The sequence below is a fragment of the Streptomyces sp. NPDC034103 genome (genome assembly GCF_055575395.1).
Genome location: NZ_JBVISS010000016.1, coordinates 122,066 through 139,825, shown reverse-complemented (window position 1 = coordinate 139,825; position 17,760 = coordinate 122,066). Strand labels below are relative to the sequence as shown.

Here is a 17,760-nt window from a genome sequence, read left to right as displayed (position 1 = left end):
CCCTCAGTCGGAGCCGGGAACGGGCCCTCGACATCCGACGACAACTTTCTTCAACTTTTCTTGCACAGGGCCGAAGACCGCTTTCAGGCCACGTGCGCCACAAACGATCAACCTACCTGGCCTCGCTACGAAGAGGGCAGCCGCTTGGCACATTCGCGTGTACCTGGCGGTACAAGACCTGTGCGCGCTGGTAATCCGGCGGGAGCGTGGCCTCGTCCACGCCCGATGTGCGGTGCGGGATCAGCATCACCGTCCGTCCGCCCACCTGCCCGGACAGCGGCGCGGCCGAGGCGCGCTTGTCGGAGAGCTGCTCGCTCACCCGCTCAAGAACCCGCTCGGCAACCGCGAGTTCGTCCCGCTCGGCCCGCACCTCCGTCAACTGCTTGGCCAGCTGCCCTTCGAGGTCGTCCAGTTCCGCGCGCCGCGCGGTGATCCGTTCCAGAAGCTCGGGATCCATGCCCTGGATCGTAGAAGGCTGCCCGGCCACACGGACAGGAATCGACGCACCGGCCGCCCGCCAGACGATCGAGTCCTCAGACTGCCGCCCAGGACCAGCGTGAGCACTCCGGGAACCGGTCACACCAGCCCTTTGGCCTGCGGTAGTTGGCGGAGGCTCACCGAGTGGAAGCGCACGGCGTCGTCCGCACCGAGTGGAGAGTGGAGGCCACCGGATGCGGGTGGAGTCCACTCGGTGCGCTCCACCGGGTGGGGAAGTGCGTTACATCGTCCGCAACTCAACGCACCGTGCGGCGTGCCAGTCCGCACCCGCGCGCCACCGCACCGGACATGCGGTGCGGTGGCGCGCGTCGCCCCCTGGCCGCCGGCCTCCCGCTCGGCTCAGGCCGCGGCCGCCCTGTACCGGGCGCCGGCATCGCCGCGGATGTCGGCGAGGAACTGGCTCACCTGGTCGACCTCCTGCATGCACTCGATCAGGAAACCGGCCGCGATCCACGCGGTGTGTGCCCCGGCGTCTTCCGCGAGGCACCACCGCTTGAGGTATCGGCAGCTTTGCGGGGCGCAGCAGCGTCATCGTCTTGAACGCCGCCGGCTCCTCGCGGCTACGCCGGTGACATGGGGCTCGTGTCTGTTCCGCCCCGCGATCGTTAGGCCATTGGGTACATGGTCGGTCTGGGCCTATGGGGGGAGACGGGAGTGGAGGTCAGGGATGTCCATCATGCCTACCGTCGGCGTGTGGTCCTGCGAGGTGTTGACCTGCGGCTTCTGCCAGGGACGCTCTGCGGGATCGTTGGGGAGAACGGCGCCGGCAAGTCCACGCTGCTGAAGGTCCTCTCCGGCGAACTGAGTCCCACGCGCGGCACGGTCCGTCACAGCGGCCGGTTCGGCTACTGCCCGCAGCACGTGGTCCTCAATGACGCGCTGACCGTCCGGCAGCACCTGACGTTCTTCCAGACGGCCTACCGCCTGGCCGATGTGCGCTACGCCGAGGAGATCATGGAGATCCTGGGCTTTACCGGATACGCCGATGAGCGGGCCGGGGTGCTCAGCGGCGGCACGCGGCAGAAGCTGAACGTGACGCTGGCACTCATGCACGATCCGCAGGTGCTGTTGTTGGACGAGCCGTATCAGGGCTTCGACTGGGACACCTACCAGCGGTTCTGGGACCTGGCCGCGCGACTGCGGGACGCGGGACGCTCGGTCCTGGTCGTCTCCCATCTGGCGTACGACACGGAGCGTCTGGATGAGCTGTGGCGCCTGGACACCGGCGTGCTGCGTGCGGACGAGGCGGGGGCCGCCGCATGAGGTTCCACCTGACCCGCTTCACCGTCGCCACCCGGTTCACGCTCCTCGAGCACGGCCGCAACCGGTTCGCCATGATCCTGGTGACCCTGTTCATCCCGGTGTGGACGACCCTGGCGTACCTGGCGATGCCCGACACGCCGGCCCGGATGCGGCTTCGCGCCACCGGAGAGGCGCTGGCACCGCACGGCAACGAACTGACCTCGATCAGCGGCGCCCTCAACGCCGTCACCCTGATCACCGGATTCATGATGTTCGCCGCCACATTCTCCGGCAGCGGCTTCGACCGCCGGCTGGCCATGGCCGGCTACCCGCGCGCCCACCTGGTCCTGGCCAAGGTCACCGCCCTGGCTCTGGTCTCGGCGGCGGTCGCCGTCTACGCCACCGCCATCACCTGCCTGGCCTGGACACCCCGCCAGCCCCTCCTGCTCGCCGCCGCCCTGTTCTGCGCCGGACTGACCTACGGCGCCCTCGGCGTCGGCTTCGGGTCACTGCTGCGCCGAGAAGTCGAGGGGATGTTCGCCATCGTGATGACCAGCATCATCGACCTGGCGCTGCAGAATCCCATCACGAGTTCCGGGGCTGACAACCCGGTCGTGCGCTACCTGCCCTCGTATGGGGCCATGCAGGCCAGCACGGCGGCCGGATTCTCCACCACCCCGGTCCCCGGGCATCTGGCCATCCAGCTCACCTGGTTCGCCGGTGCCGCCCTTCTCGCCCTGCTGGGCTTTCGTGGCAGCACCCGCAACTGCCTGCCGTCGACCGCCCCCACCTCGCCGCCCGGGCCGGGAAGCAGCAAGGCGGGCCTTCCCGCGCCGCGCCAAGCTGCCACGCCATCGGCTGCGGCGTCTGACACGGAAGCACACTGAGGTCCCGGTTCCCCGACATGCGCCCCACCATGAAGCTCACCACGGCAGACCTCGATGCGGCCCTGCCCGCACAGCGAGGGCGACGCGTTCGCCGCCCGCCCACCAGTGATGACCCGTCGCTGCGGGCGGCGTACCAGCTGTGCCGACACACCACACGTGTGCACGATCCCGGGGTCTACGCCCTCATCCAGCTGATGCCGGCCGTGCTGCGCCCGGCAGGCTGGGCGTTGTGGGCGGCGGTGAGCGTCCTGGATGACCTGGCCGACCGGCGGGATGCGGAACCGGCCGAGCGTGAGGCCCGCGTCGAAGCGTGGACCCAAGCCCTGCAACGGGACTTGGCGGCCGGCACCAGCACGGATCTGATCCGGCATGCCCTGGTGGATACCGCCCTGCAATGGCATCTGGACCTGTCCAGCCTGCAGGGCGCCATGATCAGCACGCGTGACGACGTCCGCGGCCGGCGCTTCGCCGACTGGACCGAGTGGCGGGCCTGGTGCAACGAGGCAGTGGTGCCGTGGGTCGACCAGCTACGGCACCTGTTCGAGCAAGCCGGAGCCCCGATGACACTCCGGTTGGACCGGCACAAGGACTACGAGCAGTTCGTCGACGGCGCCCAGCTCACCGACACCCTCACCGACCTGAGCACTGACCTCCCTCAAGGCGACCTGCTCCTGCCGCATGAGGCCCTCGACGCCTTTCCCGGCGCGGAAGACGACCTGCGGCAGGGGCGTTGGAGCCCGGCCACGGCGGCGTTGATCCGAGAGCTGACGACTCTGGCCCGCCAGTGGCTGACCAGGCCCGCGATGACCAGAGGTATGCACCCGGGCGCTGCCAACATGCTCAACACCGCCGCCTGCCTGATGCGCGCCCAACTCGATGCCGTCGACGCGGCCGGACCCGCCTTGCTCAAGCGCGCACCGCGCCCTTCCCTCATCGTCCGCACCCGCATCCTTGCCCCTGCCCGCCTGCGCTCGCGCCTGGCCTGGAGCCTGACGCCCCTGACCGTGCCCGGACCGCGACGACCCGCGATGACCACGCGCGATCCGAGCCCGGCAGCGGACGACACAGCTCTCCGGCGCCCGCCACCGCACCCAGGCGGCGCCCGACCCCCGCAGATCGCCGCCGACCAGATGCCGTTACACGTGGCGGTCATCATGGACGGCAACGGCCGCTGGGCCGAGCAGCGCGGCCTGCCCCGCCCGGAAGGTCACCGCGCCGGCACCGCCGCCGTCCACGAGATGGTCTACGGCGCCCTGGAGATCGGCCTACGCCACCTGACCCTCTACGCGTTCTCCACCGAGAACTGGAAACGCGACACCGAGGAGATCACCACGATCCTGGAAGCGATCCGACGCGACCTCGACGAAGGCCCCCTCCGCGACCTCGACGTACGCCAGCGCTGGTTGGGCCACCCCGCCAAACTGCCCGAAGAGCTCGTCCAGGCCCTTCGACGCGAGGAGCGCCGCACCCGCAACCGCACCGCACTGACCCTGACCGTGTGCCTCAACTACGGCGGCCGCGACGAGATCACCCGCACCGCCGCAGCCCTCGCCCAGGCAGCCCGAGCAGGCGACATCGACCCCCACCTCATCGGTCAGGACGACTTCGCCCGCCACCTGCCCCACCCCGACATGCCGGACGTCGACCTGCTGTGGCGCACCGGCAACGAACAGCGCACCTCCAACTTCCTGCCCTGGCACGCCACCTACGCCGAGCTGCACTTCACCCCCGACTACTGGCCCGACGTCGACCGGCGTGACCTGTGGCAGGCCATCACCGAATACAGCCGACGCCAACGCCGCCACGGCGCCGCCCCCGCCTCTCACCACCGACCGTTCCGTCACGGCCGATCTGACTTTCGGAGCTGACGAGTCCGCGCTCGGCGAAGTCCACACCGACGGGCACCCCAGACATCCGGCAAATTCAACGGCGGACGGTTCCGCGTTCCAGATCGGATCAGGGCCAGCCATCGGTCCTGGCGTGGGCCCCGGCCCGTGCGCACATTCGCGTGCGGGCCGGACGACCGCCGACCCGGCTCCGCGTCCGCGGCGTGCAGCTGGTCGGCAAGGGCGTGCCGGATGGCCGCGCTGAGCGTTGTGGTGCGGCCGTGTATCGGAAACGGCCGTGTTCGTCGTAGCGGCCCAGCAGCGCCGTGGTGGGCGCGGTGAGACTGCCGGTGACCGCGCCGACGATGGCCTCCGTGGTGTGCCTCATCTTGTACTTGGTCCACCCGCGCCCGCCCGGCACATACCTGTTCGTCATGGGCCTGAACACCAGCCCCTCGATGCCGACGGCCGGGAAGTCGGCCAGCCACGCGGCCGCCTGCTTGGGGTCGGTCGTGGTCGGGCACAACGACCAAGGAGCCGACAGACCCTCCGCAAGGAGCCGCGGCCCGCGCGGCCGCCGAGTTCCCGGCGCACCTGGTCGCCTTCGACCTCAGCCGTCCTTCTCCAGACTTTGATGTATCTCATGAGACATCGGGACGGATACTGGTGCGCTCGCGTATTCAACTGTCGCCAGCTTCTGTGGAGTCCAGTTCCGCCTCACCGTCGTGATCTCGGCTCTTGGAGTCCTCGGATCCGGAACAAACCAATCGCCCCAACGTCGATGCTCCCGTAGGGTTCGCGGGTTGTCGTGGGGGAGAGGCGGGTCGGAACGTGGCACCCAACGTGGCACCCAGGGCAGTGACGCGGGAGCAGTTGACGAGTGCAGCGCGGGCCGCGCTGGGCCGCAGGCGGCGATTGGAGGCGGTCGAACGGGTCGCGGGCGGCAGTAAGAAGGGCGTGTACCGCCTGGTGATGGACGACGCGACGACAGCGATCGCCTACCTATGGGATGGCACCGAGAACTACTGGCCGGCGGCCGAGGGGGACGACGACCTCACCGACCCGTTCTCGCCCGGTCTCGGGCTCGATCTGTTCCAGGCCGCGCACGCGCGGCTGGACGCGCTCGGCGTTCGCGTTCCAGCAATCCGTCTCGTCGATCGCGACGGTACTCATTGCCCGGCCGACCTTGCGATCGTCGAGGACCTTCCGGGCGAGAGCCTGGAGAAGTTGCTCGCGCGGGATCCAGGCGCTGCTGCTCCGGTTATGGCCCGGCTCGCGGAGTCGCTGAAGGCCATGCGACGCCACCGTGCACCGACGTACGGCAAAGTGGCCCTGGTCGACGGAGGAGGGACCTCGCGCGGAACCTCGTGCGAGGGGCTGGTTCTGGACCGTGCGCTGCGGGACCTTGCCGAGGCGGCCTCGCGCGATTCGCGGATCGCGGCCGCCCGCGACCGGCTGGAGGAGCGGCTGCTGATCCTGGCGGCGGCGGTGCAGCCACGCGCGGAGTACGCGGTCGTGCACGGCGAACTGGGACCCGACCATGTGCTTGTGGACGAGGAAGGGAACCCCGTGGCGATCGACATCGAGGGATTGATGTACTTCGACGTCGAGTGGGAGCACGTGTTTCTGCGAATCCGCCTGCACGATGCCTACCAGCGGCTGGAGGCGGATGGCTTGGACGAGGACCGGCTCGCGCTCTACATGCTCGCGCAGCGTTTGTCTCTGACGGCGGGCCCGCTGCGGCTGCTCGACGGCGACTTCCCTGACCGGGCGTTCATGGCGGGCATCGCCGAGTACAACCTGAAGCAGGCATTGGAACTGGCCCACGCCTGAACTTCCGGGTGTCGACTTGTTCGGCAAGTAGCCGGCAGGTGAGGTGGGTTGTAGCTGCTTCCCGGTGGGAAGCCGAGGTGGTAGATGCCGTTGGGTGACGAACAGCTGCACATGACCCCACAAGCAGCCGTCACCACTCCGGCAACGTGCAGTCTTTCGGCGCCGGTCGGAGGTGTGCTGGGAGATGCCGCGATGTCACGCGGCTGAGACACCTTCAAGTGTCTGGAGAACCGCCCCACTTGGGCCGCGCTGCCCACCCCGCGGGCAATGCCGGGCTGTTGACCGGTACGGCGCGCATGGGCTGGGGGAGCGACCAGGCGGCGGGCGGTGAGGGCATGGTCGGCGTATGCCACCCCCGGCACCGTGTGACGGCACGCGGGCCCCGGACGGCCTACGGTGACCAGCGTGTCCTTCTCCCACGTTCGCTGACGCAGCGGGGGCCGGGGACATCAGCCAGGCCGCCAAGCTGTGACTGAGCGCTTCAGTTGGCCCCTGAGTACTTGAGTTGGCCCGGCTGAGCGCGAGAGCTGCCCCAGCGGCATCCTCGATCCATAGGAGTGTTGCCGATGGTTGCAACTCTCGCGCAGAATGTAGTAGTTCTTGTATATGAGCGAGCAGGTGCACAACAGATTGGCCATGGTTCGCGCCGAGCGGAAGGTGTCGCGGCAGCGCCTGGCCGAGGCGGTGGGGGCGCACTACCAGACCATCGGCTACATCGAGCGGGGGCAGTACAACCCGAGCCTCGACCTGGCATTGAAGATCGCGAAGTTCTTCGAGCTGCCGGTGGAGGCGCTGTTCTCGCTCGAACCGTTCCGGCCGCTCACGGATGAGATCTACGGGAGGAAGACGTCATGACAACGACACGGCTGACGCGCTACGACCGCACCATGTTGCGGCTGATGAACGACCGCCGAGGCCGGCCGATGTACGTCACGGCCGCCCGTCGGCGCCTGGTCGTCGCCGCGCATCTGGTGCTGACCGCGGCCATCGGCGGGCTGATGACCTACTCCTACCTCGTGGAGGGGGAACCGATCTGGGCCGTCGTCGTCATGGCGCTGCTGCTGCTGCCGTGGATGGTCGCGACCGGGGCGATCAATGCAGCCACCCGTGGCCTGCTCGAACTGCGCGAACGAGCGCTGGACGAGCGGCAATCCGCCGAACGCACCCGGGTGCAAGCCCGCGCCCACCGGGCGATGACCCTGCTCCTTGCCGCATCCGCCGCCGGCCTGCTGATCGCGGGTGCGGCCGACGGCAATGCCCCCACGGCGTATGCGGCGCCGCTGCTCATCGCGGTCCTTGTAGTGCACTGGCTGATGCCATTGTGGGTGGCCGGCCTGATGGCTCAGGACGAGCCAGCCGAAGACGACGGCCTCGCGGCCTGACATGTTCGCTGCCGGCCGACAGCTGATCGCTCCGATGCGTCAGAGATCGGCCGGGCCAACTCTCGCGCTCACGTGGGACAACTCAAGCGCTCAGGGGCCAACCACGACGCTCAGTCACAGCGGCTGTGGCTGGGCGCTTCAGTTGGCCAGTGAGCACCCGAGTTGGACACTCCAAGCTCAACGCGGTGCCATTGCTGTGACTGACGCACGGTGACCCGGTTCGGGTGGGCCTCGCGAGCCCACCCGAATCAGCAGAACGGTCGGAACTCCTTGAAGTCCGGCGTCGAATTCTGCTCGTGCGAACGTCGCGTTGTGCGGTGGGGAAGGAGGTCAGGCGCACCGGGTTCTCGCCGAGAGTGGGCCGGCCATAGGGGGAGTCTGGGAACGGCCAGCAGCAGAGCGCCGATCCGGGCGGCGTTGTGGTGGCCGCGGCCGCAATCCGCTCTGGCCGTTCTGCCACCTGGGCACAGCTCGGCGAGGCTTGCGATCAGGTCGTCTTCGAACTCGAGCACCGTCGTCGAAGTCACCCCCATCGACGTGTAGCACTCTGTGCTCAGGTGGCACGGAGAAGGTTCCCAACCCTGAGGAACAACCACTCCACCGCGATCAAGAATTCGTAACCGTCAGGTCTGTCCGCATCAAGCCTCGCAAGATTGCGAAGTTGGCCTCGAGCTCCATGCGAACGGCATGCGCCTCGGTATTGGTGGGAGCCTTACCGGCGGCGTACTGAACGCGCAGACGGCGCATGGATCGGAAGGTCTCATTGGCTGCTGTTTCGACACCAGGTGACGCCACGAGGCGAAGGCGCTCCAGCGCGGCGTGAACTCCCGCGGACCTGAATGCCTCCCGTGTCAGCGAGTCTCGCGCCGCCTCGTTTTGTTGGTCGCCGAGACTCACTGCACGGATGGCTTCGTCACCATCGTTCGTGGCTGTCATGAACGATGTGTAAGTCTCCCGCCGAACCTCCAGCGCCCGAGTGGACACTTCTCGGCGCCAGCGATTGCGATCCGCAATGACGGTGGCTGTGATGCCGATTGCCGCGCCGACAACCGTCGACAGCACTGAACTCCAGTCCATGCGCTGCAGGGCGGGGTGGTGTCGGCGGTAGATCTGCCGGTCGAACGTTGGCGGTCGCGCGCCGCGGCGGCCGCGGTTGTGCCGGTTTCGCTGCTGGTCGGTCTTCTCCGGGATGGTGTGGCCGATGCCGCGTTTGCCCAGGTAGGCGCGGAAGCTGCGGGAGCTGTAGGCCTTGTCTCCGACCGGTTGGTCCCCTTTTTCAGCCGGTGGCGGCGGCGGGCTGGTGGGCGCGGACGATGGTGGAGTCGATCTGCACGATCCAGTCGATGTCGCCGGCTGCGTCGGCGTGGGTCTGGATGTGCTGCAGGGCTTGGGTGAAACACCCCGTCGAGGGCGTAACGGCGGAAGCGGGTGTACACGGTCTTCCACTTCGGTGATCTGTTGCGCCCGGGCCTGGGTGAACCGAAGCGCGAGTCGACCCGGCTCTCACCACGCTGCCCGAGCGCCCGCATCAGAAGGTCGTCGGGGGTGCACGAGGGTGGCTTCGAGTGCGTCGAGTTCGGCGAGCCAGCGGGTAGGTAGTGAGTTGAAGTCGGGCAGGCTGGGATCGGCGACGGCGGCCAGGTGCGCGGTTCCGGCGTATTCGCCCAGGCAGACCGACAGGTGATGTCCTGCGGGCAGGAACATCAGCGGCAACAACGTACGGATGCTGTGACCGTAGAGTTCGAGGGGACGTGCGGGACCGGGGACATGGGTGGCCACCATGGTGGTGCGCTGCGGATGCAGAACCCGCGCCAGGGCCCTGCCGTGCCAGCGCGTGGGCAGGACCTCGAAGAGGACGTCCGCGTTGGGATCGCGGCGGCCGTTCCGGATGTTCGCGGTGGCCAGGTGCGTGGCGGCCAGGCGCTCGGCGGCGGTGGGCAGGTGACAGGGCAGGACGACGGGGATGCCACGGTGGAAGTTGCCCAACGCGGCGCTGTTGCCGCCGCGAGTGCTGAGGGGGACCATCGCCCGCACGCTGCCTGTGGCACGGTCGGGCACCCCGGGCCGCAGGGCGCCGGCAAGGGCGGCCAGGTAGACGTCGTTGAGGCTGGCATCGCCCGCCCGCGCGATGGCCTTCATACGAGGCAGTGGCGTGTGGACCCACATGCGTCGCGGTGGGCCGGTCGGTACCTGGACGCGGTCGGGGCCGAGGCTGATTGCGTTCGCGGGCAGCGCGATGCCGGCGACCGCTCGCATCAGGGCGCGCACGCGAGCGGTCGTCCAGGAAGGTGGGGGCACCGGGGGTGTGCGGCGGCGCGGGAGGCCGGGCGCGCCCAGCGCGGCGTGCATGATACCGATCAGGGACATGCCGTCCAGGAGGCCGTGATGGGCGCGAAGGAGCAGGGCGAACTCGTTGTCACGGTGGCCGTGGAGCAGGGTCATGCCCCAGGTGACGTCCGTAAGCGGCCGGCCGCACACGCGCTCGATCCCTGCGTGCAGTGCGACGTCACCGCCGTGCACGGGCAGCGCGACCTCCTCGAAGTGATCGGACGGCTCGGGCGGGCCTCCCGCATTCACGCCCCGTGGGCGGGCCCGGTCGAGCAGCGGCGGGTGGGCCGCGCGGACCAAGTCGATCAACGCGTGTAGTTCGACGGTCGAAGGGGCGGGGCCGGTGACCACGGCTACCCCTCCGATCTCCATGTTCGTGTGCGGGTGTGCCGCCGCGTAGTCGAACCAGCGTTCGCCCGCTGCGCTCGCGTCGTCATGGTCGTGCACGGTGTTCTCCGCTAAATGTCGTTCGCGTGCCGAGATGGGGGTGTGCGCGCTTGTGTCCACGCGGCGTGTCATTACCTGGGACTTGCTCACGTCCACGTCCGCGGCCTCCCGGGGGCGTGGTGTCATACCGATGCGTTCCCGGTTACCGGGCGCCTACTGAGGTCGTCGGCGACGTTTCGGATGACGCGGGCCGGTCGTCGGGGATCGCGGCGGCGATCTCGCGCACCAGCGCCCAGGCGTTGCGTACGGAGGCCTGGGACGCCAGGCGCGAGCCGAGGGCCGCGCGCAGGATGTAGCGGCCGTCGACGGTGGTGGGTGTCACGAGGATCCGGTGGGTAGCGTCGAGCTTGTCACGCAGGCGCTCTGTGCGGGCGTTGTCACCGGTGAGGCGGAAACACACCAGTCCGAGTGAGTGTGAGACCAGTTCGAAGCCGGGGCTGTCCCGGACCAGGTCGGCGAGCAGCTCGGCGTGGGAGAGCTGTTCGCGGATGTGCGCGCGCAGGCCCTCGACGCCGTGGGTGCGCAGGACGAACCACAGTTTCAGGGCGCGGAAGGGGTGCATGAGCGGCACCTGCCAGTCGCGGAAGTCGGTGACGTCGCCTGAGTCGCTGGCCTGGTTGCGCAGGAATGGCGGGCGGATGTCCATGGCGGCGGTGAGGCTGTGCCGGTCGGCTACCCACATGGCGTCGCAGGGCGGCCCGGTGAGCAGCCACTTGTGGCAGTTCACGGCGTAGGAGTCGGCGTGCTCGACGCCCTCGTTGATCCAGCGGTTCTCTGGGCAGACGGCGGCCGAGCCGGCGTAGGCGGCGTCCACGTGCAGCCAGGCCCCGAACTCGCGGCACACGGCGGCGACGGCGGCGACGGGGTCGATGGCGCACGTGCCGGTGGTACCGACGGAGGTGACCACGATCGCGGGCACCAGGCCTGCGGCGCGATCGGCTGCCAGTTGCTCGTGCAGGGCGCGGGGGTCCATCTCGCAGGTGCCAGGCAGGGTGGGGATCTGAGTCGGTTCCCCCAGGCCGGCGATGCGTGAGGCCTTGGGGATGCAGGAGTTCGCCTGGCCGGTGCAGTACAGGCGGTAGCGCCCCTCGGTGCCGCGCTCGCGCCAGCGTCCGCCTGACGCGCGGTACAAGGCGGCGGCTACGGCCACCAGCACCGCTGAGGACGCGGAGTCCTGCAGGACCCCGCCGCCGTCCCCGGTGCTGAGGAATCGCTCCGGCAGGCCCAGCGCGACCGCGAGGTGGTCCAGGACCGCCTCCTCGAGTTCGGTGGCGGCCGGGCCCGTCGACCACATCATGTGCTGGACCGCCAGGCCGGCGGCCAACAGCTCGCCGACCACCGACGCGGGGCTGGTCTGGGTCGGGTAGTAGCCGAGGAACGAAGGGTGCTGCCAGTGGACGAGCCCGGGGATCACCACCCGCCGTACATCGGCAAGGACGTCCCGGATGGGCTCGCCGTGTTCCGGTACGCAGTCCGGCAGCATCGCGCGTACGTCCCCGGGGTGAAGATCCGGCGTCACCGGCAGGCGTTCCTCGCGCAGGTCCTCCCAGTAGTCCTCGAGGATCGCGGCGACCTCGCCGATTGCGCTGCGAAACGAAGCATCACCAAGAGTCACTGACATGCTGGGTAACGTACCGCATAAAAACTAGTGAAATGGCCCAGATGACAAGCGAATCCGTGCTGTGGCTCGCCCCGCCCCAGCACCTGCCCCACGGCCTGGGGACCCTGCGCGAGGCCGCGGACCGACCCGACCGTCACCACACACCCCCAGACCACCGTCGGCTCCACGAAAGCGACCCCCGCGAAGCCGCGTTCGACGAATACTTCGCGGTCGCACGATGCGCCTGCGCCCCCGCGCCCTTGTTGATCGACGCCCTCGACGACACCCTCGCCACAGTGCGGGCCTTCTCCCGTCAGCCGGACGGATCTTTAACGGAGCCCGACCTCGATCTCGCCGCGCACGCGGCCGGCCTGACCCCGAAGACCGGCCTCTACGAGCCCCGGACGCAGGCCACGGTGCGCCAACGCTGGATTCAGGGGCACCGGCTGTTCTTCGCCCTCACCCAGGCGACCGTGGTCGCTCTGCGTCACGCCCTTCGCGCTCCCTCGCCCGCAGGTTCCGCCCTCGGTCTGGAAAGCGCCGCTCACTTCCTGCGCGCCAGCGCGTCCGCCCTGCGCATCACCGCGTCTTTCGACGCGCAGGACTACCACAACACTGTCCGGCCCTCGATGGCCCCACCGCAGGCTCCCCGTGGATTCTCCGGCCTGTGGTCGGCCGATCACCGCGTCCTCGTGCAGAGTCTGTGCGAGTGGGGGCGTGCCGCACCGGCGAAGTCCTCCAGCTTGCGCCCCGCCCACCGTCACCTGGTCGAAGTCCTGACAGATGTTCACCACGCCCACGTGGGCGTCTGCTCGCGCTTCGTCCCCTCCGGACCCTCCCTGCTCCGCGGCGCGGAACCGGGGGTGCAGGTCCTGGACCGCCTGTGCCAGCGGCGCCGCACCGCTCTGGACGCCGCGCCCGCCAGCATGCCGGCCCAACTGCCCGACGCCCGCAATGAAAACCTCACCATGCGCCCGTGAACCCGCACTTGACGCGCCCCGGGCGGGCGGGGGGAAGCAGCCCCGGCTCGGCCGCTGAGTGGTCTTCCCACCAACAACAACATCACTTGTGTGCGCCTTGATCGTTAGTGCCGGTATGCCAGTACGCAGCGAGGACGGGACAGGGAGGGATGCATGGTCGGCTTCCCGAGCCTGGAGGGTGGTGCTGTGCGCGGCGGTTGCCCTGGCCGCGGCGCTCCTGAGCCTCCCAGCCGTGTCCGGCGCTTTCGGCGCAGGAGGGACCATCGCCACAGGCACCGAGTCAACCAGGGCTCAGACTCAGGCTGAGGTACTAGGAGTCGGCACTCCGGATCTGGTGCTCGCCGTGACGGTGCGCGACGGGGGCGCACGGCCGGCGCTTGCAGCCGGTGCCGGTGTCGTTGCCCGTGTGCTGGCACGCGAGCCGGGTGTGCGTACGGTGCAGTCGGCCGCCACGGGAGATCCGTGGCTGATGTCGCGGGACGGACGCACCGGCCTGGTGACGGTCTCGCTGTCGGGCAGCGACGCGGACCGCAAGGAAGCGGCGTTGCGTCTCGTGCCCAAGGCGCGGGCGGCGGTGCCGGGGATGCGGGTGGACGCGAGCGGCGTCTCATGGGCGACGGCCGAGATCGACCAACAGGCCGAGGCCGATCTGCTGAAGGCGGAACTCTGGGCTGCGCCGCTCATCATGCTTCTCCTGTTGCTGACCTACGGTTCGTGGGCTGCGGCCGCGCTGCCCCTCGTGGTCGCGATGCTGGCCGTCGTCTGCTGTGTACCGTTGCTGGGTCTGCTGGGCCACGTGAGTGACGTGTCAGCATTCGCGGTCAACGCGGCCGCGGCTATCGGCTTCGGTCTGTCGATCGACTTCACCTTGTTCGTCCTGGCCCGCTACCGCGAGGAGCACGCGAAGGGAAGGCCGCGCGCCCGGGCACTGGACGTGGCGCTCAATACATCTGGTCGCTGCGTGTTCTGTTCGGCTGTGGTGATCTCGTCATGCCTGGTGGCGGTGGCCTTCATCCCCGTCCCGCTGCTGCGCGCGCTGGCTCTTGCGGGTGTGGCGGTGACGTTGCTGGCGGCGCTGGCCGCGTTGACGGTGCTGCCGGCCGCGTTGACGCTGCTGGGTGATCACGTCGATGGCGCCGACCCGCTGCGCAGACTGCGCCGGGCTCCGGTCGCAGGAGCCAGCCGGTTCTGGCGGGAGCTCGCCCGCCGTGTCGTTGCCCGGCCCGTGGCGGCGGGCCTGGGGGCGCTCGCGGTGCTGGTCGTGGTGGCTTGGCCCGCAATGGGTCTGCGGTTGGGCGCGATCGACGAGCAGACGCTGCCGTCGGCGGCCTCGGCCGCCACTGCGGCCGCGGACCTGCGCGGGCGCTTCGACGTATCTCCGGAACGAGTCCAGGTGGTGATCCTCGAACGGCCGGGCGCGAGTCTTGGAAACTACACGGCCGCCGTGGCCCGGCTGCCGCATGTAGGTGCGGTGCGTATTGTGCCCAACCCTGCGGCGCATCGGCCCGGACAGGCGGCGCAGGAACAGCGCCCGGCAGTGGTGCTGGTGGCGGCAACGGTGAGACCCGACACGCCCCAGGCGGCGCGTCTGGTCGATGGGCTGCGCAAGACTCCCGCGCCGGGCCCGGTCCTGGTAGGCGGCCGTGCCGCGCAGATCACCGACACCACGGACGCGGTGCGCGGCGCGCTGCCCTGGGTGGCAGTGGCGATGTGTGTGTTCCTGCTGGCCGCGCTCACCGCGTTCACCCACAGTGCAATGGCCCCTCTGAAAGCGCTCGCGGTGGCCGTCATCAGCTTGACTGCCGTAACCGGATTGATCGTGTGGACCTTCCAGTACGGACACGGGGCGGACGTGCTGGGCGGGTTCACGGTCACCGGCACCCTCGACGCAAGTCTGCTGCTGTTCACCCTGGCCGTCGCGTTCGGCCTCTCCATCGACTACGAGGTCTTCCTCCTCGGCAGGATCAGGGAGGAGTTCGACCGCGGCCTGGACAACCAGGCGGCCATCATCAAGGGCATCTCCCGCACCGGACGGCTGATGACCTCCGCCGCAGCTGCCCTCGCCATCTCCACCGCTGCCATCACGACATCCCACGTCACCATCCTCAAACTCATGGGCGCGGGCATCGCCTCGGCAGCGATCCTCGACGCAGTCCTGGTCCGCGGAATCCTCGTCCCCTCAGTCATGGCACTTCTCGGTCCCGCCAACTGGTGGAGGCCGGCACACATCGGCCGACGACGTGGTGGCGGCCCTCGCACCGCACAAAGTGAACCCGCGACGGACTGACCGCCCGGCTGCCAGGTCACCACCCGCACCCCACCGCCTGTGTCACGGTGAACGGTGACGGCAACCGGCTGATGCGCGGGTGGCTCCAGAACAAGCCCAGCATCCGAGACGGTCTGATACCGCAGGCGGCGGATTCCAGGGCAGGACCGAGACCGCCTGCGACGAAGTCGGCCACGGCGATCAGCAACGGCCTCGCCGGTGACAAGAGACCTGCCTATGTGACAACTATCGTTCTTCGGCTCACGGTGCACACCGAGGTCGCCAACTCCGACAAAGTGGCGGCCTCCCGGATGATTGGCACCCCACACCTTGGCGGGCGTGCGGACATACGAAAGGGGGCCCGCTCCTGGCGGGCCCCTGGGGGTACCGGTGCGGCTAAGACTTGTCCCAGCGATCTTGAGGCTGCCTGGATGGAAGCCCTGCGGGCAGGCAGGCACGTGCGACAGAACGCAAGGGCAGCGAGTCGGCCGGTAACTTCATGCGCCAGGTCAGACCGGCGGGGCGGTGGGCGGCAGCACCTGACCGGGGGGCACCAAGACGGTGACGACGTCCGACACGACGACGAGGGTGGTGTTGGCCGTGTCGTAGATGACGGAGCCGACGGGAAGGTTGATGCCGTCGGCTGCCTGGGCAGAGGCGGAGAAGCCTCCGAGGGCGACGGTGGCGAAGGCCGCGGTAGCGGCGATGTGCTTGATCACATCTGCATAATCGTCGGAAGGTGCAGCGGTTACGGCGTCCCACGCCGCGCCGCCACCGCATCGGCTCATCCAGGACACATGCGTCGGAACGGACCTGGCCATCCAGACACGTCACAGACTTAAATGATCGAGCGGCTCTGGCCTCTCGCGGCCAACGCGTCCACTGAGAACTTGGCCGCCTGCAAGGCCTGGGACGTGCTGTCCATCGCGACCCCCCGATCTTGCGGAACTGGGCCCGGCGCCGGTCGACGGCGCAGGGCCTGGCCAAGCGGGCCGCGATCGTGCTCGCCTGCGCGGACGGCCTGAGCAATACCGCGGTGGCGGCCCGGCTGGAGACCGACCGCAAGACGATGCGCCGGTGGCGGACCCGGTTTCTGGCCGAGCGGCTCGACGGCTTGTCCGACGAGCCGCGCCCCGGGGTGCCGCGCACCATCACCGATGCGCAGGTCGAGGAGGTGGTGGTGCGGACGTTGGAAGCGGTGCCGGAGGGCGGAACGCAGCTGCTCGGCTGCCTCTTCCATTGCCTACAGCACCGCACGCTGTTCGACCCCGACCGTGCCTTCGCACCACCCATGGATCTTGCTGCCTGAGCGCCTACTTGACCCGCCAGCGACTGAGATGTCTTCGACCCTGTCACCAGCTTCTGGAACAGCCGTGGGCTCAGCCCGGTGAACGGGGCTATCCAGGAAGGCTCCGACGCCGTGATCACACCAGTCACGTCAAGTGCTTCCCACGCAGCGGTGGTTGACCTCTGGACCGCTCACGGACGTCGGTGCGCCTGCCTCCTCGTATGGTGACGGCGCGCCGCTGTCGCCAGTAAGGCGGCACCTGCAAAGCCGACCAGGAGGGTTCCCCACTCAGGCACGTGAGCTGCCCGCAGAAGGCCGGCGACACCGAAGCTTGTATCCCATCCGGCCTCCGTGATGGCGGAGCCGAACCCCTGGATGGCCAGGATGGCACCGAACAGCCAGAGCAGCCCCTGGCCCGAGCTGTTGTCCGACTTCTTTAGCTGCTTCCCCATGACGGGCGTCCTCTCCGGTGTGCGCACCCGTTTTCGATGCGATCGCATCACATCGTGCAGCGGAACCGGATATGATGCAAGTGCATCGGAAAACAGGAGGAGCTAAGCGTGCCCAGGCAGGTCGACTACGAGGACCGACGCCGCCGGATCACCGAGGCGGTCTGCACCCTGATCGCGCGTTCCGGCATGGAAGCCGTCAGCCTCCGAGACGTCGCCGCTCAGGCGGACGTGTCCATGGGCGCCGTCCAGCGGTGTTTCCGCACCAAGGAGGACATGCTGCTCTTTGCGCTGGAGCACGTCTCCCAACACGTCAGCGAACGCGCTAACCAGCGCATCGCCACAGCCTCCGCCCCCCAGGCCGCATCCACTCTGCTGTCACACACCCTGACCGAACTCGCCTTGCTGGATGAGGAATCGAAGACGCAGGCGCACGTCTGGCTGGCCTTCGTCACCCACGCACCGGCGAGCGAGAAACTATCCGCCGTCCTGCACGACACCTACGCCAAGCTCCACGACCTCATCGCGTGGCTCATCCGCTATGGCCAGGACACCCAGGAAATCCCACAGCACCTCGACCCCACCCGCGAGGCCCACACCCTCCTCGCTTTGGCTGATGGCCTCACGGTCCACGTCCTTGCAGGCCACCACTCTCCGGAGATGGCGCGGGCCATCCTCCAACGCCACATCGACCACCTGCTGCAAAGAGCATCCAGCCACAGATGACTCGCCGA

Annotated in this window: 16 protein-coding genes and 1 pseudogene; 10 read left to right on the top strand and 7 right to left on the bottom strand. The window is 68.9% G+C overall.

Annotation, left to right across the window (positions count from 1 at the left end; translation table 11 throughout):
- Positions 1-112 precede the first annotated feature (112 nt).
- On the bottom strand, positions 113-457 hold the full coding sequence (locus ACZ56U_RS32330; protein WP_469087470.1) for a hypothetical protein: 345 nt from the start codon (positions 455-457) through the stop codon (positions 113-115).
- A 695-nt stretch (positions 458-1,152) separates the two neighbouring features.
- Here ACZ56U_RS32330 and ACZ56U_RS32325 point away from each other — a divergent pair.
- From ACZ56U_RS32325 to uppS, 3 genes are all read left to right on the top strand, one after another.
- Entirely contained in the window at positions 1,153-1,761 is a 609-nt protein-coding gene (locus tag ACZ56U_RS32325) for an ATP-binding cassette domain-containing protein (RefSeq protein WP_469087469.1), read from the top strand.
- A complete protein-coding gene (locus tag ACZ56U_RS32320) occupies positions 1,758-2,627 on the top strand; it encodes an ABC transporter permease (protein WP_469087468.1) in 870 nt (289 codons plus the stop codon). Before ACZ56U_RS32325 ends, ACZ56U_RS32320 begins: the two co-directional genes overlap by 4 nt.
- Positions 2,628-2,785: 158 nt before the next feature.
- Positions 2,786-4,495, top strand: a complete 1,710-nt coding sequence (gene uppS, locus ACZ56U_RS32315) for a polyprenyl diphosphate synthase (RefSeq protein ID WP_469087467.1) — start codon at positions 2,786-2,788, stop codon at positions 4,493-4,495.
- 88 nt (positions 4,496-4,583) lie between these two features.
- Here the strand turns inward: uppS and ACZ56U_RS32310 are convergent, their stop codons facing one another.
- Positions 4,584-4,979, bottom strand: coding sequence for a hypothetical protein (locus ACZ56U_RS32310; RefSeq protein ID WP_469087466.1), 396 nt, complete (start codon positions 4,977-4,979; stop codon positions 4,584-4,586).
- Between the two features lie 332 nt (positions 4,980-5,311).
- On the opposite strand from ACZ56U_RS32310, the gene ACZ56U_RS32305 reads away from it, so the two are divergent.
- From ACZ56U_RS32305 to ACZ56U_RS32295, 3 genes are all read left to right on the top strand, one after another.
- The gene (locus tag ACZ56U_RS32305) at positions 5,312-6,286 is read left to right on the top strand and encodes a phosphotransferase family protein (protein ID WP_469087524.1); all 975 of its coding nucleotides are present in this window, start codon (positions 5,312-5,314) and stop codon (positions 6,284-6,286) included.
- A gap of 606 nt (positions 6,287-6,892) precedes the next feature.
- The gene (locus ACZ56U_RS32300; RefSeq protein ID WP_392839217.1) at positions 6,893-7,141 is read left to right on the top strand and encodes a helix-turn-helix transcriptional regulator; all 249 of its coding nucleotides are present in this window, start codon (positions 6,893-6,895) and stop codon (positions 7,139-7,141) included.
- Positions 7,138-7,668 carry a hypothetical protein gene (locus ACZ56U_RS32295; protein ID WP_469087465.1) on the top strand — a complete coding sequence of 177 codons (531 nt, stop codon included), beginning with the start codon at positions 7,138-7,140 and terminating at the stop codon, positions 7,666-7,668. Before ACZ56U_RS32300 ends, ACZ56U_RS32295 begins: the two co-directional genes overlap by 4 nt.
- A 606-nt stretch (positions 7,669-8,274) precedes the next feature.
- Here the strand turns inward: ACZ56U_RS32295 and ACZ56U_RS32290 are convergent.
- The 3 genes from ACZ56U_RS32290 to ACZ56U_RS32280 all read right to left on the bottom strand — a co-directional run bounded on the left by ACZ56U_RS32290 (position 8,275) and on the right by ACZ56U_RS32280 (position 12,064).
- Complete coding sequence (locus tag ACZ56U_RS32290; protein ID WP_469087464.1) at positions 8,275-8,745, bottom strand: hypothetical protein; 471 nt, start codon at positions 8,743-8,745, stop codon at positions 8,275-8,277.
- Between the two features lie 426 nt (positions 8,746-9,171).
- Positions 9,172-10,503, bottom strand: a complete 1,332-nt coding sequence (locus ACZ56U_RS32285; RefSeq protein ID WP_469087463.1) for a WS/DGAT domain-containing protein — start codon at positions 10,501-10,503, stop codon at positions 9,172-9,174.
- Between the two features lie 82 nt (positions 10,504-10,585).
- Positions 10,586-12,064: a pyridoxal phosphate-dependent decarboxylase family protein gene (locus ACZ56U_RS32280; RefSeq protein ID WP_469087462.1), complete on the bottom strand. Its 1,479-nt coding sequence runs from the start codon at positions 12,062-12,064 to the stop codon at positions 10,586-10,588.
- Between the two features lie 41 nt (positions 12,065-12,105).
- Between ACZ56U_RS32280 and ACZ56U_RS32275 the strand changes: the two genes are divergently transcribed.
- On the top strand, positions 12,106-13,023 hold the full coding sequence (locus ACZ56U_RS32275; RefSeq protein WP_469087461.1) for a hypothetical protein: 918 nt from the start codon (positions 12,106-12,108) through the stop codon (positions 13,021-13,023).
- A 115-nt stretch (positions 13,024-13,138) separates the two neighbouring features.
- On the top strand, positions 13,139-15,310 hold the full coding sequence (locus ACZ56U_RS32270) for an MMPL family transporter (protein WP_469087460.1): 2,172 nt from the start codon (positions 13,139-13,141) through the stop codon (positions 15,308-15,310).
- Between the two features lie 488 nt (positions 15,311-15,798).
- On the opposite strand, the gene ACZ56U_RS32265 is transcribed toward ACZ56U_RS32270, so the two are convergent.
- On the bottom strand, positions 15,799-16,008 hold the full coding sequence (locus ACZ56U_RS32265; RefSeq protein WP_469087459.1) for a hypothetical protein: 210 nt from the start codon (positions 16,006-16,008) through the stop codon (positions 15,799-15,801).
- A gap of 221 nt (positions 16,009-16,229) precedes the next feature.
- Between ACZ56U_RS32265 and ACZ56U_RS32260 the strand changes: the two genes are divergently transcribed.
- Positions 16,230-16,598: a helix-turn-helix domain-containing protein gene (locus ACZ56U_RS32260; protein WP_469087458.1), complete on the top strand. Its 369-nt coding sequence runs from the start codon at positions 16,230-16,232 to the stop codon at positions 16,596-16,598.
- Between the two features lie 41 nt (positions 16,599-16,639).
- On the opposite strand, the pseudogene ACZ56U_RS32255 reads toward ACZ56U_RS32260, so the two are convergent.
- Positions 16,640-16,726, bottom strand: a pseudogene (locus ACZ56U_RS32255) (IS5/IS1182 family transposase); the annotation flags it as partial.
- Between the two features lie 411 nt (positions 16,727-17,137).
- Here ACZ56U_RS32255 and ACZ56U_RS32250 point away from each other — a divergent pair.
- A complete protein-coding gene (locus tag ACZ56U_RS32250) occupies positions 17,138-17,752 on the top strand; it encodes a TetR/AcrR family transcriptional regulator (RefSeq protein WP_469087457.1) in 615 nt (204 codons plus the stop codon).
- Positions 17,753-17,760: the final 8 nt, after the last annotated feature.

What these genes read in the sequence shown, in the direction of transcription:
- ACZ56U_RS32330 (WP_469087470.1), bottom strand. Translation starts at nt 457, where the DNA reads ATGGATCCCGAGCTTCTGGAACGGATCACCGCGCGGCGCGCGGAACTG.
- ACZ56U_RS32320 (WP_469087468.1), top strand. Translation starts at nt 1,758, where the DNA reads ATGAGGTTCCACCTGACCCGCTTCACCGTCGCCACCCGGTTCACGCTC.
- ACZ56U_RS32300 (WP_392839217.1), top strand. Translation starts at nt 6,893, where the DNA reads ATGAGCGAGCAGGTGCACAACAGATTGGCCATGGTTCGCGCCGAGCGG.
- ACZ56U_RS32295 (WP_469087465.1), top strand. Translation starts at nt 7,138, where the DNA reads ATGACAACGACACGGCTGACGCGCTACGACCGCACCATGTTGCGGCTG.
- ACZ56U_RS32290 (WP_469087464.1), bottom strand. Translation starts at nt 8,745, where the DNA reads ATGGACTGGAGTTCAGTGCTGTCGACGGTTGTCGGCGCGGCAATCGGC.
- ACZ56U_RS32280 (WP_469087462.1), bottom strand. Translation starts at nt 12,064, where the DNA reads ATGTCAGTGACTCTTGGTGATGCTTCGTTTCGCAGCGCAATCGGCGAG.
- ACZ56U_RS32275 (WP_469087461.1), top strand. Translation starts at nt 12,106, where the DNA reads ATGACAAGCGAATCCGTGCTGTGGCTCGCCCCGCCCCAGCACCTGCCC.
- ACZ56U_RS32270 (WP_469087460.1), top strand. Translation starts at nt 13,139, where the DNA reads ATGCCAGTACGCAGCGAGGACGGGACAGGGAGGGATGCATGGTCGGCT.